Annotated in this window: 11 protein-coding genes; 3 read left to right on the top strand and 8 right to left on the bottom strand. The window is 68.5% G+C overall.

Features of this window, described 5'->3' with window-relative positions; genetic code table 11:
- Nucleotides 1–10 precede the first annotated feature (10 nt).
- Nucleotides 11–1222, bottom strand: coding sequence for a mechanosensitive ion channel family protein (locus J7I98_RS01600; RefSeq protein ID WP_214914892.1), 1212 nt, complete (start codon nucleotides 1220–1222; stop codon nucleotides 11–13).
- Between the two features lie 30 nt (nucleotides 1223–1252).
- Between J7I98_RS01600 and J7I98_RS01595 the strand changes: the two genes are divergently transcribed.
- Nucleotides 1253–1822 carry a dienelactone hydrolase family protein gene (locus J7I98_RS01595; RefSeq protein WP_214914886.1) on the top strand — a complete coding sequence of 190 codons (570 nt, stop codon included), beginning with the start codon at nucleotides 1253–1255 and terminating at the stop codon, nucleotides 1820–1822.
- 30 nt (nucleotides 1823–1852) lie between these two features.
- Here the strand turns inward: J7I98_RS01595 and J7I98_RS01590 are convergent, their stop codons facing one another.
- From J7I98_RS01590 to J7I98_RS01565, 6 genes are all read right to left on the bottom strand, one after another.
- Nucleotides 1853–3478, bottom strand: coding sequence for a serine/threonine-protein kinase (locus J7I98_RS01590; RefSeq protein WP_214914885.1), 1626 nt, complete (start codon nucleotides 3476–3478; stop codon nucleotides 1853–1855).
- Nucleotides 3479–3503: 25 nt separating this feature from the next.
- A complete protein-coding gene (locus tag J7I98_RS01585; protein WP_308377652.1) occupies nucleotides 3504–4511 on the bottom strand; it encodes a zinc metalloprotease in 1008 nt (335 codons plus the stop codon).
- A gap of 284 nt (nucleotides 4512–4795) precedes the next feature.
- Nucleotides 4796–6439 carry an alkaline phosphatase gene (locus tag J7I98_RS01580; RefSeq protein WP_214914883.1) on the bottom strand — a complete coding sequence of 548 codons (1644 nt, stop codon included), beginning with the start codon at nucleotides 6437–6439 and terminating at the stop codon, nucleotides 4796–4798.
- 85 nt (nucleotides 6440–6524) lie between these two features.
- A complete protein-coding gene (locus J7I98_RS01575; protein ID WP_214914881.1) occupies nucleotides 6525–7343 on the bottom strand; it encodes a thioredoxin domain-containing protein in 819 nt (272 codons plus the stop codon).
- A 41-nt stretch (nucleotides 7344–7384) separates the two neighbouring features.
- Nucleotides 7385–8083 (bottom strand): hypothetical protein, encoded by a 699-nt coding sequence (locus tag J7I98_RS01570; RefSeq protein WP_214914879.1) that lies wholly within the window; start codon nucleotides 8081–8083, stop codon nucleotides 7385–7387.
- Between the two features lie 53 nt (nucleotides 8084–8136).
- Nucleotides 8137–9486, bottom strand: a complete 1350-nt coding sequence (locus J7I98_RS01565) for a DUF2252 domain-containing protein (protein WP_214914874.1) — start codon at nucleotides 9484–9486, stop codon at nucleotides 8137–8139.
- Between the two features lie 202 nt (nucleotides 9487–9688).
- On the opposite strand from J7I98_RS01565, the gene dnaE reads away from it, so the two are divergent.
- Nucleotides 9689–13228: a DNA polymerase III subunit alpha gene (dnaE, locus tag J7I98_RS01560; RefSeq protein WP_214914871.1), complete on the top strand. Its 3540-nt coding sequence runs from the start codon at nucleotides 9689–9691 to the stop codon at nucleotides 13226–13228.
- A gap of 102 nt (nucleotides 13229–13330) precedes the next feature.
- Here the strand turns inward: dnaE and J7I98_RS01555 are convergent, their stop codons facing one another.
- Complete coding sequence (locus tag J7I98_RS01555) at nucleotides 13331–13510, bottom strand: hypothetical protein (RefSeq protein WP_214914869.1); 180 nt, start codon at nucleotides 13508–13510, stop codon at nucleotides 13331–13333.
- A 289-nt stretch (nucleotides 13511–13799) separates the two neighbouring features.
- Between J7I98_RS01555 and J7I98_RS01550 the strand changes: the two genes are divergently transcribed.
- Entirely contained in the window at nucleotides 13800–15176 is a 1377-nt protein-coding gene (locus tag J7I98_RS01550) for an NYN domain-containing protein (protein WP_214914866.1), read from the top strand.
- Nucleotides 15177–15178: the final 2 nt, after the last annotated feature.

The following is a 15178-nucleotide window of genomic DNA, read 5'->3' as shown; positions in this document are numbered from 1 at the left end:
CGGGGATGCCCTAGCCCCGGCCGGTGCGCGGGATCGCGTCGTCGGTGCGGTCGGTGCGGTCGGTGCGGTCCACGCGGTCCGCGTCGTCCGTGCCGTCCGGGTTGTCGGCCTTGTTGGTGAGGACCTCCTCGGCACGCGGCGGACGCCTGTCGGCCTTGCCCAGTTCGGGCCACTGGCCGTCCGGCGCCGGCGCGGCCGCGGACGTGGCGATGCGAGGCAGTGCGTACCGATGGTGCTCGTACAGCCAGGCGATCAGCTGCTCCCGTACGACACACCGCACCGTCCACACGTCGTCCGCGTCCTTGGCGGTGACGACGGCCCGTACCTCCATCGTGCTCGGCGTCGTATCGGTGACGGCGAGGCTCCAGTCGCGGCCGTCCCACTCCTCGCAAGCGGCCAGGATCTCCCGGAGCTTCTCCCGCATCAGGCCCACCGGGGCACTGTGGTCCAGCTGAAGGAAGACCGTGCCGGTCATCTGGGCGCCGCCGCGCGACCAGTTCTCGAACGGCTTGCTGGTGAAGTACGACACCGGCATCGTTATCCGCCGCTCGTCCCAGGTCCGTACGGCCAGGAACGTCAGCGTGACTTCCTCCACCACACCCCACTCGCCGGCCACGACCACCGTGTCCCCGATCCGCACCATGTCGCCGAAGGCGATCTGGAAGCCCGCGAAGAGGTTGCCGAGGGTCGACTGGGCGGCCACACCGGCGACGATGCCGATGATTCCGGCCGAGGCCAGTACCGACTTCCCGGCCGTCTGCATGCCGGGGAAGGTCAGCAGCATCGCGGCGGCAGCAACCACGGCCACGACCGCGGTCACGATCCGCATGATGAGCGTGACTTGGGTACGGACGCGCCGTACCCGGGCCGGATCGCGTGTGGTGGACGCGTAGCGGGCGTACGACGACTCGACCACGGCGGACGTGATCCGTACCACCAGCCACGCACCGGCGCCGATCAGCGCCAGGGAAAGAACCTGGCCGATGCCGTCCCTGTGCTCCCGGACGACCCGCAGGTCCGTCTGCTCGTACATCCCTCTCAGCATGGCGGTGAGGAGGACGACCTGAAGCGGCAGGCGGCAGCGGCGCAGCAGGTCCCACAACGGGGTCTCGTGGTGGCGGGCATCGGTACGGCGCAGCAGAAGGTCGGCGGCCCAGCCGACGAGCAGCGTGAGCACGACCGAGCCACCAATGACGGTCAACGGGCGCAGTACGTTCTCCATGACTCCGACGCTAACTGGCAGGATGACGGCATGGACATCATGCTCTTCCATTCCGTCTACGGTCTGCGGCCGGCGGTGCACGCTGCCGCTGAACGGCTCCGTGCCGCCGGGCACCAGGTGCACGTGCCCGACCTTTTCGAGGGGCAAACTGCCGAAACCGTGGAGGAGGGGATGGCGCTCAAGGACAGCATCGGCCGCGACGAGCTGCTCAAGCGGGCCGTTCAGGCCGCCGCCCCGCACTCCGAGAGCGGTCTGGTGTACGCCGGTTTCTCCTTCGGCGGTTCCGTCGCGCAGAACTTGGCGCTCGGCGACGAGAGGGCACGCGGCCTGCTGCTTCTGCACGGGACTTCGGACATCGCGGACAACGCCTCGGCGCCCGATCTGCCCGTACAGCTGCATGTCGCGGAGCCCGACCCCTTTGAGTCGGACGACTGGCTGAACACCTGGTATCTGCGGATGCAGCGGATCGGCGCGGATGTGGAGATCTACCGCTATCCGGGGGCCGGGCACGTCTACACCGACCCGGACCTGCCGGACTACGACGCTGCGGCCGCCAAGCAGACGTGGAAGGTCGCGATCGGGTTCCTGGCTACGCTCTAGAGGTTCTGGGCGCTGTGTGCGCTCTGGCGGTTACGGGCGCGTGCAGCGGCCGGTCGGGGCGCTTGCCGGCGGGCGGCACAGGTAGGTCCGGTCGGCCGTGCTGTCGCTCACCCAGCGGCCCACGCACTCATTGGCCGTCGTACGGCCGCGCTCGGCGCAGAAGGACAGCGCCTGGCGGCCGTCGGTGAACGGCCCGGGGGCGTAGATGACCCAGTAGCCCGACCGCAGCGACGAGAAGTCGTCGCTGCGCAGGACTTGGGCCCCCGGCACCTGCAGACGGACGGTCGCGAGGCGGCGGTCGAGCGCGGCGCTGCCGGAGGACAGCGGCTCGGAGTGGAGTTGCGCGACCCAGCTGTCGGCCACGGCGGGCGGCTGCTGCGGCGGCGTGGCGGAGGCCTTCGTGGGAGGTGCCGAAGGCGGTGGTGCCGACTGCGGTGTGGTCGGCGGCGGTGCGGTCGGGGCCGGCGTGGACGGGGCGGGGGAGGTCTCCGGGCCCTTGGTGTCCGGCGTGGCGCTCGCGGTGACCGTCGTGGTGCTGCCACTGCCGCCCTGCCCTGCCGTCGTGCTCGCCTCGCCCTCCGGCTTCAGCACGGCGTACGCCCCGGCGCCCAGCAGCGCGAGCGCGACAACGGCGGCTGCTGCCGCGAAGGGAGCCCGGTTGCGGTGCTGCCCCTCGGGCCGAACGGACGGCACCGACCGTACGGACTGCACGGTCTGCTGTGACTGCGGCGGGAGGGGCGGCGTGTACGCGGCAGGCCGAGAGGGGTCGAAATGCGTCGGCGACGGCGGTACGGGCAGGGGAGGTGGGGCCGGGCAGTGACCCGCCGCAGCGCCCGCCAGCAGCGTGTCGAGCCGGTCCGCATCGGGCCGCGCAGTGGGATCGCGTACCAGCAACTCGGCCAGTACGGGCCCGAGCGGCCCTGCCTGACGGGGCGGCGGAATGGGGTCGTCGAGCACCGCCGCCAGGGTGGCGAGCGTGCTGCCCCGGCGCATTGGGCTCACGCCCTCCACACAGACGTACAGCATCATGCCGAGCGACCAGAAGTCGGACGCCCCCAGGGGAAGGATCGCGGTGTCGGCCGCGCCGCGCAGGCGCTCGGGCGCCATGTACTCGGGGGAGCCGATCACTTCTCCGGTCATCGTCAGGGAGGCCGAGTCCTGGAGCGCGGCGATGCCGAAGTCGGTCAGGACGGCGCTGCCGTCCGCGCGCAGGAGGACGTTGGCCGGTTTTACGTCGCGGTGGTGAATCCCGGCGGTGTGAGCGGCACGCAGGGCGGAGAGGACCTCACGGCCGGTGCGCGCCGCCTCCTGGGGCGGCAAGGGGCCCTGCTCCAGGCGGTGCTGAAGGGTGTGGCCCGGCACGAGCTCCATCACGAGCCAGGGGTGAGGCTCTTCGTCGATGATGTGATGGATCGTCACCACATGGGGGTGGTTGATCCTGGCCAGTGCTCTGGCCTCGCGCAGTACCCGCTCCCGCAGGACACGCGAGGCCTCGGCATCACCCGTCGACGCGGGGCCGGAGGGACGGACTTCTTTGAGGGCGACCTCGCGGTGGAGGGCGGTGTCGCGAGCACGCCATACCGTGCCCATTCCCCCGCTGCCGAGCCGCTCCAGCAGCTCGAAACGCCCGTCTACGATGTCCCCCGGCCCGCTCATGGCGTCAGGGTAGAGGACCGTCCGGTCAGCCGGCGCGGTACGCCGTCCAGCTGTCGCTCATACGCGTCACCTGGCCCTGGGTGAACTGGTACATGCAGTTGTCGTACGTGTAGTCCATGAAGTTGTGGATCGGGTCGGTGCCGGTCTTGCTGGCGCAGGAGTCACGGCCGGTCGGGCACTGGTACGCCGCGCTCTTCTCGGCCGGGGTGTCGGTGACGTAGTCGCCGTTGCCGTTACAGCCGCCCTGGAAGGTGTGGTAAAGGCCCATCCAGTGGCCGACCTCGTGGGTGGCGGTGTCGCCCTCGTTGTAGTTGGCGGCGGAGCCGCCGGGCAGCGACTTGTCGAGGACGACGACGCCGTCCATGCCCGGGTTGGAGTTGTACGAGCTCGGGAAGGTCGCCCAGCCGAGCAGGCCGCCGCTGAGGTTGGCGGTGTAGAAGTTCAGGGCGCCGGGGCCGCCCTGGCGCAGGGTGGACTTCATCTCCTTCTCGGCGGTCGAGCCGGAGGCCAGGTTGTACCAGGAGGCGTTGTCCGTGTAGTCCGTGGCGGCCAGCGTGAACTGGAAGTTGGAGTTGACGTTCCCGGTGCCCTGGCCGCCGAAGGCCGAGTTGAGGACCGCCATCTGGTTGTTGATGTCGGTCGCCGAGAGCTTGCCGGTGGTGCCGCTGTGGATGACGTGGAAGTACACCGGGATGTTGGTCACGGCCGTGGCCGAGAACCCTCTGCCGGTGGCGGCGCCGGACGATCGGAGCTTGTCGAGTCTCTTCTGGAGGTCCGCGTCCATGGCTTTGGCCTTGGCGGCGGTCACCTCGTTGGGCTCGTGGGCGTGCTGCTCGCCCGAGGGGCGTGCCTCGCGGGCCGTGGCGCTCGCGTGCGTGTCCTCGACGCACTTCTCCGTGGAGGCCTTGGGGGCCTTGGCCACGGCGACTCCGGCGGGTGCGGAGAGCGTGGACAGGGCAAGAGTTCCGGCCATGACGGCGGTACCGATGAAGCGCTTGCGCAGAAGGGGGGATATACGGGCAACAGCTCGCACGTTGACTCCTCGCGGGGGTGGGCGAGGGTGACTTCCTCGCCGCTGCCGGGAGATTACGTGCGCATGTCAGATGTTGATCAGTGGCGATCAAGCCCAATCAATCCTCAGATCAATTGGGGCATCGGGGCGAAAACTTTCGGCCTGGTCCAGACTTTGAGATCCAGAGGTAACTGCTGGGGTTACCGAGGCGGGTGGTGTGTCCGCATTCGGGATGGCGAATTAACACCACCCACCTCTTGGCGTGATCTGTTGGTAACAGGCCCCGCATGGCTGAAAATCGCCTATCAGCGAACCGGCTGGTTCACCCGCTCGACCTTCTGCGTTCCACTGAGCGTGCGGTACGAGCGGGTCCACTCCGCCGTCGCGTCCTGCTTCTCCTTGGCGGACAGGACGTAGTAGTCCATCTGCGACTGCTCAGCGGTCACGTCGAGGACGCCGTAGCCGTGAGAGTCCATGTCCAGCCACTTCACATGGCGGTTGGCGGCCTTGACCGCCGCCGACGCCACCAGCGAGACGGTCTGCGGCGCGACATGCAGGATGTCGTCGAGGTTGTCCGACGACACCGAGGTGACCACGAACTCGGTCGCGGCGGACTGCGACAGCGGGTACGTCGCCGCCTTGACCGGCACGTCGTTGGCCCACGCCATGTGGATGTCGCCGGTGAGGAAGACCGTGTTCTTGATCGCCCTGTCCTTGAGGTGGGTGATCAGCTCCTTGCGGTCGTCCGTGTAGCCGTCCCACTGGTCGACGTTGACCGCGAGACCCTCCTTGGGCAGGCCGAGCAACTTGGCTATCGGCTCCAGGAGATGGGCCGGTACGGAGCCGAAGGCCACCGGCGAGATCATCACCGACGTACCGACCAGCTTCCAGGCGGCGTCCGACGAGGCGAGCCCCGACTTCAGCCAGTCCAGCTGGGCGCGGCCCGTGACCGTACGCTCCGGGTCGTCCACTGAGCCGCTGCCGACCTTGGCCTGCTCGGAGCGGAACGACCGCAGGTCGAGGAGGTGCAGATCCGCCAGCTTGCCGAAGCGCAGGCGGCGGTAGACGGTGCCTTCGGTGGAGGCACGGACCGGCATCCACTCGAAGTACGCCTGCTTGGCGGCAGCCACGCGCGCGGCCCACTCGCCCTCGGTGCCCGGCGTGTGGTTCTCCGCGCCTCCCGACCAGGCGTCGTTGGCGAACTCGTGGTCGTCCCATATCGCGATGACCGGGTGCGCGGCGTGCAGCGCCTGGAGATCGGCGTCCGTCTTGTACTTGCCGTGCCGGGTGCGGTAGTCGGCGAGGCTGACGATCTCGTGCGCCGGCTCGTGCTGACGTACGACGTACTTGGGCTCCGGGTAGCCGCCCGTTGCGTACTCGTATATGTAGTCGCCGAGATGGAGCACCGCGTCGAGGTCGGTGCGGGCGGCGAGATGGCGGTAGGCGGAGAAGTAGCCCGACTCCCAGTTGGCGCAGGAGACGACACCGAAGCGCACACCGGGCGTGGCGGCGTCGGCGGCGGGAGCGGTGCGGGTGCGGGCGACGGGGGAGACCGCGCCGTCGGCGGTGAAGCGGAAGTAATAGGCGGTGGCCTGGCGCAGGCCCCTTACGTCGACCTTGACCGTGTGGTCGGTCGTGGCCCGCGCGGTGGTCGTGCCGCGGGCGACGGTCTTGGCGAATCCCTTGTCCTCCGCGACCTCCCAACTCACGGTCACATCGGGCCCCTTGCCGGAGCCCGGTACGGCGTCGGGGGTCGGCGTAATACGGGTCCACAGCAGTACGCCGTCGGACAACGGGTCGCCGGAGGCGACGCCATGGAGGAATTCGGGTCTCTGTACGGCAGCGGCGGCGGCACTCGTACCGGCGACGACAGGGACGGCAACAGCGGTGGCAGCAGCGGCCTTGACGACCGTGCGGCGGCTGGGAGATGAAGAAAATCGACTGGTCACGGCCGTACATTACTGATCAGTACGGCCGAAGGGTGGGCAAACGCAAGAATGTTCGCCCACCCTTGGGTGAAGTGCCGTGTGCCGACTACCCCTTGAGGGCCTTGTCGATGGCGGTCTTGAACTCCTCGGCGGTCATCGGCGGGCTGCCCTTGCCGCCCGAACCGGTGAGCGTCTTGCCGTCCATCTTGAGCGCCGGAGTGCCCCTCACGCCACTCTTCTGGAAGGTGTCCGCCATCTTCAGCGCCCACGCGTCGAAGGTGCCGTCCTGCACGTCCTTCTGGAACTTCTTGTTGCCCTTGAGGGCGTCGACCTCGTCGGCGATCTTGAGCAGGTAATCGTCCTTGGCGAACTTGTCGTCCTGCTCCGCCGGGTGGTTCTTCTGGGCGTACAGCGCGCCCTTGTACTCCAGGAATGCCTCGGGGCTGACATCGAGCGCCGCCCCCAGCGCGCTCAGCGCGTTCCGCGAGCCCTCGCCCGGGATGGTCCGGTCGATGAAGGCGGCGCCGACGTACCGGAGCTTGTACTTGCCGGCGTCGACGTCCTTCTTGATGGTCTCGCCGTTGGCCTGCTCGAAGGTCGCGCAGACCGGGCAGCGGGAGTCCTCGTACAGCTCCAGCGTCTTCTTGGCGTCCTTCTTGCCGATGACGAGAGTCGTGCCGTTCTTGCCCGTGGTGTTCGCGGGCGCGGTGATCTGCTTCTCGTTCTTGGCGGCCTCCCACTGGGAGGGCTTGTTCGCCTGCATGACGCCGTATCCGACGCCGCCGGCGATCGCGAGGACTCCGACGATCGACGCGGCGACGATCAGCCGACGGCGCGTCCGGTCCCTCTTGGCCTGGCGCTCGCGCTCGATGCGCAGCCGCTCGCGGGCCGCTGCCTTGTTGGCCTGGTTGTTGCGTGCACTCATGATCGTTTTCTCCGTGTGGGGCGAGGAAAGGGGGGCTGGGCTCAGGCAGAAACGAATGCCGAGCGCGGCGGCCCCCGCCGTCCGACGGAGTTCACGAACAGACGGGCGTGGAAAGCGGTACGGGCACGGCGCGCGGGGCGGACCACGCGCCGTACGAACCGGTGGGCCGAGGCCGACACGGCGACCACGAGCAGCAGCGGCCGGAAGGCGAACGCGGCAACCGTCCGCACCAGCCCGGCGAGCGCGGCCTCACCGCGCCGCAGCCAGGCCGCGGCGAGCAGCCCGACCGTCACGTGGGCGGCGAGCAGCAGCCAGGGCAGGGCGGGATCGGGGGAGTTGAGGAGGGCGGCGACGCTCTCCCGGGGGCCCGTGACCCGTACGAGCGGGGATCCCAGCCCGCTACTGGCGCTGCCGCCGCACAGTACGTCCAGGCCGACGGAGCGCAGGGAGCCTGCCACCGGCCCGCCCGCGGGCCCGTAACAGACGTGCTGTCCGGTGGTGAACACGGTGTCGGCGGCCAGCTCCAGTGGCACGAGCAGACCGGCGATCGCCCCGAAGCCGCGCTCCCGGCCCGCCAGTGCATACGCCACGGTGAACACGACGGCCGCGAGCGCGGCGACGACGGTCAGGGGCAGCGGGACCCGGGAGAGCAGCACATGGGACGCGGCGGAGAGCGTCACGACGAGCGCTGTGAAAAGCGCCGCGCGTGCCGCCCTGAGCCGCGTCCCCGAGATGTCCATAGCTCGTGAGTTTCCCACGTGCGCCCGTAAGAGACTCTTAAAGTCCGCTGAGACTAGAGACCGGGAATCCGGCCATTGCGGAACAAGTCGACAAAGATCTGGTGGTCGGCCCGTGCCCGCGCCCCGTAGGAGTGCGCGAAGTCCACGAGCAGGTCGCCGAAGCTGTCCTCGTCGGCCGCGATCGCCGCGTCGATCGCCCGCTCGGTGGAGAACGGCACCAGCGAGTGACCGCTCTGGTCGTCCGCCGCCGCGTGCATCGTCGCGGTGGCCCGGCCGAGGTCGGCCACGACCGCCGCGATCTCGTCCGGGTCGTCGATGTCCGACCAGTCCAGGTCCACGGCGTACGGCGAGACCTCCGCCACCAGCTGCCCGCGGCCGTCCAGCTCGGTCCAGCCCAGCCACGGGTCGGCATGGTCCTGGAGCGCCCGCTGGGAGATCACCGTGCGGTGGCCCTCGTGCTGGAAGTACTCGCGGACGGCGCCGTCGGTGATGTGCCGGGAGACGGCCGGGGTCTGCGCCTGCTTCATGTAGATCACGACGTCGTTCTCCAGGGCGTCGCTGTTGCCTTCGAGCAGGATGTTGTACGACGGCAGGCCCGCGGATCCGATACCGATGCCGCGGCGTCCGACGACGTCCTTCACCCGGTACGAGTCGGGGCGGGTCAGGCTGGACTCGGGCAGCGTCTCCAGGTACCCGTCGAAGGCCGCCAGCACCTTGTAGCGCGTGGCGGCGTCGAGGTCGATGGTGCCGCCGTCCGGCGCGAAGCGGCGCTCGAACTCGCGGATCTCGGTCATGGTCTCCAGCAGACCGAAGCGGGTCAGCGAGCGTGCGGAGCGCAGCGCGCCGAGCAGCGGCCCCTCGGCCGTGTCCAGCGTGAAGGGCGGGACCTCGTCATTCTTGGCGCCGGCGGCCAGGGCGTGGATGCGCTCGCGGTAGGCGGCGGCGTACGTCCGCACCAGCTCGGTGATCTGTGCGTCGCCGAGCGCCTTGGTGTAGCCGATGAGCGCGACGGAGGCGGCGAAGCGCTTGAGGTCCCAGGTGAAGGGGCCGACGTACGCCTCGTCGAAGTCGTTGACGTTGAAGATCAGCCGGCCCTGGGAGTCCATGTACGTGCCGAAGTTCTCGGCGTGGAGATCGCCGTGGATCCAGACCCGGCCGGTGCGCTCGTCCAGGTACGGGCCGCTGTGCTTGTTCCCGCCACCCCACCCGGCGTGATCCTGCTCCAGGTCGGCGTAGAACAGGCACGCCGTGCCCCGGTAGAAGGCGAAGGCCGAGGCGGCCATCTTGCGGAACTTGACCCGGAAGGCGGCCGGGTCGGCCGCCAGGAGCTCTCCGAACGCGGTGTCGAAAACGGCGAGAATCTGCTCGCCGCGCTGAGCAGCGTCTGTCTGCTGGACCGACATCGCCGGGGCCTCCTGGTGCATGGCTTACATGGCTGATTGGGACTGAATACTGGGCTGGGCAAGGGACTGGGCGAGGGACTGGTTCCGCCCCGTCCAACGCTCGACCGTACCCGTGAGTGCCCCGTCGTTGTCAGTCTGCCGAAGTAGACTTCAGCGCTGTCCACCCGACCTGTCACCGACCGTTTTGCCGGAGGCCATCACCGTGACCAAGCCGCCCTTCACGCACCTTCACGTTCACACCCAGTACTCGCTGCTGGACGGTGCTGCGCGGCTCAAGGACATGTTCGAGGCGTGCAACGAGATGGGCATGTCGCACATCGCGATGACCGACCACGGCAACCTGCACGGTGCCTACGACTTCTTCCATTCGGCGAAGAAGGCGGGGGTGACGCCGATCATCGGCATCGAGGCGTACGTCGCCCCGGAGTCGCGGCGCAACAAGCGCCGTATCCAGTGGGGCCAGCCGCACCAGAAGCGCGACGACGTGTCGGGTTCGGGTGGTTACACGCACAAGACGATCTGGGCGGCGAACAAGACAGGGCTGCACAATCTCTTCCGGCTGTCCTCCGACGCGTACGCCGAGGGCTGGCTGACGAAGTGGCCGCGCATGGACAAGGAGACCATCGCCCAGTGGTCGGAAGGGCTCATCGCGTCCACCGGCTGTCCGTCGGGCGAGGTGCAGACGCGGCTGCGGCTCGGTCAGTTCGACGAAGCGGTGCAGGCGGCCTCCGACTACAAGGACATCTTCGGCGAGGGCAAGTACTTCCTGGAGCTGATGGACCACGGCATCGAGATCGAGCGCCGCGTCCGTGACGGACTCCTGGAGATCGGCAAGAAGCTCGACATCCCCCCGCTGGTCACCAACGACTCGCACTACACGTACGCCAACGAGGCGACCGCGCACGACGCGCTGCTGTGCATCCAGACCGGCAAGAACCTCTCGGACCCGGACCGCTTCCGCTTCGACGGCACCGGCTACTACCTGAAGTCGACCGACGAGATGTACGCCGTCGACTCCTCCGACGCCTGGCAGGAAGGCTGCCGCAACACCCTTCTGGTCGCGCAGCAGATCGACACCACCGGCATGTTCGAGGCGAAGAACCTCATGCCGAAGTTCGACATCCCGGACGGCTTCACGGAGATCACCTGGTTCCAGGAGGAAGTCCGGGTCGGCATGAACCGCCGCTACCCGGGCGGTGTCCCCGAGGACCGGCAGAAGCAGGCCGAGTACGAGATGGACATCATCATCCAGATGGGGTTCCCGGGGTACTTCCTGGTCGTCGCCGACTTCATCATGTGGGCCAAGAACAACGGCATCGCGGTCGGCCCCGGCCGAGGCTCCGCGGCCGGTTCGATCGTGGCGTATGCGATGGGCATCACCGACCTCGATCCGATCACGCACGGACTGATCTTCGAGCGGTTCCTCAACCCCGAGCGCGTCTCCATGCCCGATGTCGACATCGACTTCGACGAGCGCAGGCGCGTCGAAGTGATCAGGTACGTGACGGAGAAGTACGGCGCCGACAAGGTCGCCATGATCGGCACCTACGGAAAGATCAAGGCGAAGAACGCCATCAAGGACTCGGCCCGAGTCCTCGGCTATCCGTACGCCATGGGCGACCGCCTCACCAAGGCCATGCCCGCCGACGTCCTCGGCAAGGGCATCGACCTCTCCGGCATCACCGATCCCAAGCACCCGCGCTACAACGAGGCGGGCGAAATCCGGGGGATGTACGAGAACGAGCCGGACGTCAAGAAGGTCATCGACACCGCCAAGGGCGTCGAGGGCCTGGTCCGGCAGATGGGCGTGCACGCGGCCGGCGTGATCATGTCCAGCGAGCCCATCGTCGACCACGCCCCGATCTGGGTGCGGCACACCGACGGCGTCACCATCACGCAGTGGGACTACCCCCAGTGCGAGTCGCTCGGCCTGCTGAAGATGGACTTCCTCGGGCTGCGCAACCTCACGATCATGGACGACGCCGTCAAGATGGTGGAGGCCAACAAGGGCATCAAGCTGGAGATGCTCGACCTCCCGCTGGACGACCCCAAGACGTACGAGATGCTCTGCCGCGGTGACACGCTCGGCGTCTTCCAGTTCGACGGCGGTCCGATGCGCTCGCTGCTGCGCCAGATGCAGCCCGACAACTTCGAGGACATTTCCGCCGTCTCGGCCCTCTACCGGCCGGGCCCGATGGGCATGAACTCGCACACGAACTACGCGGAGCGCAAGAACAACCGCCAGGAGATCACCCCGATCCACAAGGAGCTGGAGGAGCCGCTCAAGGAGATCCTGGGCCTCACCTACGGCCTCATCGTGTACCAGGAGCAGGTGCAGAAGGCCGCCCAGATCGTCGCCGGGTACTCGCTCGGTGAGGCCGACATCCTCCGCCGCGTGATGGGCAAGAAGAAGCCTGAGGAGCTGGCGAAGAACTTCGTGCTCTTCCAGGCCGGCGCCCGCAAGAACGGCTTCAGCGACCAGGCCATTCAGGCGCTGTGGGACGTCCTGGTGCCCTTCGCCGGTTACGCGTTCAACAAGGCGCACTCCTCGGCGTACGGGCTGGTCACGTACTGGACGGCGTATCTCAAGGCGAACCACCCCGCCGAGTACATGGCCGCGCTGCTGACCTCGGTCAAGGACGACAAGGACAAGTCGGCCGTCTATCTGAACGAGTGCCGGCGCATGGGCATCAAGGTGCTGCCGCCCAATGTCAACGAGTCCCAGGCGAACTTCGCCGCCCAGGGCGACGACGTGATCCTCTTCGGCCTCACCGCCGTGCGCAACGTCGGTACGAACGTCGTCGACTCGATCATCCGGTGCCGCAAGGCGAAGGGGAAGTACCTCTCGTTCCCCGACTTCCTCGACAAGGTCGAGGCCGTCGTCTGCAACAAGCGCACGGTCGAGTCGCTGATCAAGGCCGGTGCCTTCGACGAGATGGGGCACACCCGCAAGGGCCTCGTCGCCCACCACGAGCCGATGATCGACAACGTGGTGGCGGTCAAGCGCAAGGAGGCCGAGGGCCAGTTCGACCTCTTCGGCGGGATGGGCGAGGAGGACAGCGACGAGCCGGGCTTCGGGCTGGACGTCGAGTTCTCCGACATCGAGTGGGAGAAGTCCTACCTGCTGGCGCAGGAGCGGGAGATGCTCGGCCTGTACGTCTCCGACCACCCGCTCTTCGGCATCGAGCACATTCTGAGCGACAAGGCCGACGCCGCGATCTCGCAGCTCACCGGCGGCGAGCACTCCGACGGCGCGATCGTCACCATCGGCGGCATCATCTCCGGCCTCCAGCGCAAGATGACCAAGCAGGGCAACGCGTGGGCCATCGCCACCGTCGAGGACCTGGCCGGTTCCATCGAGTGCATGTTCTTCCCGGCGACGTATCAACTGGTGTCCACCCAGCTCGTCGAGGACACCGTGGTCTTCGTCAAAGGCCGCCTCGACAAGCGTGAGGACATTCCGCGGCTCGTCGCCATGGAGCTGATGGTCCCCGACGTGTCCTCGGCCGGGACGAACGCGCCCGTGGTCCTCACCATCCCGACGGTGAAGGTCACGCCGCCGATGGTGACCAAGCTCGGCGAGATCCTGAACCACCACCGGGGCAACACGGAGGTCCGGATCAAGCTCCAGGGGGCGCGCAAGACGACGGTGCTGCGGCTCGACCGGCACCGCGTTCAGCCGGACCCGGCGCTCTTCGGCGACCTGAAGGTGCTGCTCGGTCCGTCCTGCCTGGCGGGCTGACGGGCACAGGGAAAAGAGCCGGACAACCACTGAGGGGCGCCCCCGTCGTCACGGGTGCGCCCCTTCTTTTGCGCTGTACCTCTGGTGCTGTGCGCGGCGTGATCAGTTGTGGCCAAAGCGCCGCTGGTGCTTACGGGCAACATCGGCGGGACTGCCCTGCGCCTGCGTCTGCGGCTGGGCCTGGGATTCGTAGGCACGGTCCTTCGCCTGCTCTGCTCCACGCTCCGCCGCCGAGGCGCGCTCCTGCTGGGCGCCGCCCTTGCGATTCTTGTTCTTGGCCATGGTGCTGCCTCCTGTGTGGGGTCTAGGGGCCAGGGCCGGGACCAGACTCACACAGACCGACAAACCGCGCATTTTGGATCATTACCGTGCGTAATTGAGGCCGCTGTGAAGCAACTTCGGCATCCGCCACGCCGATGATCGAGTTCCGGCCGTTAACCCTCACGTAGTCGGGCAGACTCGAAGGAAGCCTGAATCCGAAGCCCGAAACTGAACCGCGAAACCGAACCGCGAAACTGAAGCCCGAAACGCCTCCTGAAATACCTTCCGATCCCGAGGTTCCCGAAAGAGGGTGGAACGCGTGGACCGCTGCGTCGTCCTGGTGGACGCCGGATATCTGCTGGGCGCCGCCGCGAGCCTGCTCGCCGGAGAACCGGCCCGTTCCCGCATCACCGTCGATCACGCAGCCCTGATCCAGGGCCTGCGAGAGCGGGCAGAAGCCGATACGGAACAACCGCTGCTCCGCATCTACTGGTTCGACGGCGCCCCCGACCGCGTGCCGCAGCCCGAGCACCGGCGGCTCAGGGTCATGCCGCGCGTGACGGTCCGGCTGGGTGCTCTGACCCGCAGCGACGGGCGCTGGGCGCAGAAGGGCGTCGACGCCGCGATGCACGCGGAGCTGACCGAACTGGCCAGAAATCGCGCCTGCTCCGACATCGTCCTGGTGACCGGGGACGGGGATCTGCTACCGGGACTGATGTCCGCCAAGGAGCACGGCGTAGCGGTGCACCTGTGGGCCGTGCAGGCGGCGGACGGCGACTACAACCAGTCCGAGGACCTGGTCGCCGAGGCCGACGAGCGCCGCGTCCTGGACCGGGCGTGGATCACCAAGGCCGTACGCGCGAAGGACCTCACCGGGATCTGCGCCCCGCCTCCGGCGCCGCGGCCGGAAATCGCCGCGATTCTGTCGGCCCCGCTGCCCGAGTCGGCGCTCGCCGCGTCGGCGGAGCGGGCGGCGCAGGCGCAAGCACACGCGCAGGCGCACGCCGAAGCCGAGGCGGCGGCCGCGAGGAACGGGTCGTCGGCGGGCGCCCAGGGCGACACCCCTTCCGTAGACGGATCCGGCCCCGGCTCCGCCCCGGCCGAGGCCTCCGCCTCCGGCGACAACGGGTCCGCGGAGACGCACAGTGGGCAGGGCCCCAAAGGCGTACCCACCCCGAAGGACCTCGCGAGCCTGCGCGGACCCGGCACGCAGGCGGCGCAGCATCCGAGCGGCACGGCGGCGACCAGCGCGGCCGGGGCGACGCTGCGCTGGTCCTCCGACAAGGGCTGGGCCGAACGCCCGGGCGGCAGCAGCACGCTCGGCGAACCGGCCGAGACCGCCTCGCTGCCCACCCTGGCCCAGCTGACCAGCGCGGAGCAGCGCTGGGCCGACCGCGAGGAGGACATCACCACGGTCGGCGGTGACCCGTTCGAGGTCGGCCAGGTCTTCGCCCGGCGCTGGATGGAACGGCTGCCGGACCCGGGCCACACGCAGAAGCTCTCGACGATGTACCCGCGTATCCCGCACCGTATCGACGGCGAACTGCTCCGGTACGCCGCCCGGTTCGGGCTGCTGGCGCACAAGGACGACCAGATCGACGAGCACGACCGGTACGCGATCAGGGCGGGATTCTGGCGCGAGATCGATGTGCGGGCAGCGGCGGAGCATGTGACGGCGGGGGAGTAGCC

Source organism: Streptomyces sp. ISL-98 (genome assembly GCF_018614055.1).
Classification (GTDB): Bacteria; Actinomycetota; Actinomycetes; order Streptomycetales; family Streptomycetaceae; genus Streptomyces; species Streptomyces spiramyceticus.
This window is presented reverse-complemented; position numbering and strand designations above follow the sequence as displayed.

Coding starts and splice junctions, on each gene's coding strand:
- J7I98_RS01555 (WP_214914869.1), bottom strand. CDS start 13,510: ATGGCCAAGAACAAGAATCGCAAGGGCGGCGCCCAGCAGGAGCGCGCC.
- J7I98_RS01570 (WP_214914879.1), bottom strand. CDS start 8,083: ATGGACATCTCGGGGACGCGGCTCAGGGCGGCACGCGCGGCGCTTTTC.
- J7I98_RS01600 (WP_214914892.1), bottom strand. CDS start 1,222: ATGGAGAACGTACTGCGCCCGTTGACCGTCATTGGTGGCTCGGTCGTG.
- J7I98_RS01575 (WP_214914881.1), bottom strand. CDS start 7,343: ATGAGTGCACGCAACAACCAGGCCAACAAGGCAGCGGCCCGCGAGCGG.
- J7I98_RS01565 (WP_214914874.1), bottom strand. CDS start 9,486: ATGTCGGTCCAGCAGACAGACGCTGCTCAGCGCGGCGAGCAGATTCTC.
- J7I98_RS01595 (WP_214914886.1), top strand. CDS start 1,253: ATGGACATCATGCTCTTCCATTCCGTCTACGGTCTGCGGCCGGCGGTG.
- J7I98_RS01590 (WP_214914885.1), bottom strand. CDS start 3,478: ATGAGCGGGCCGGGGGACATCGTAGACGGGCGTTTCGAGCTGCTGGAG.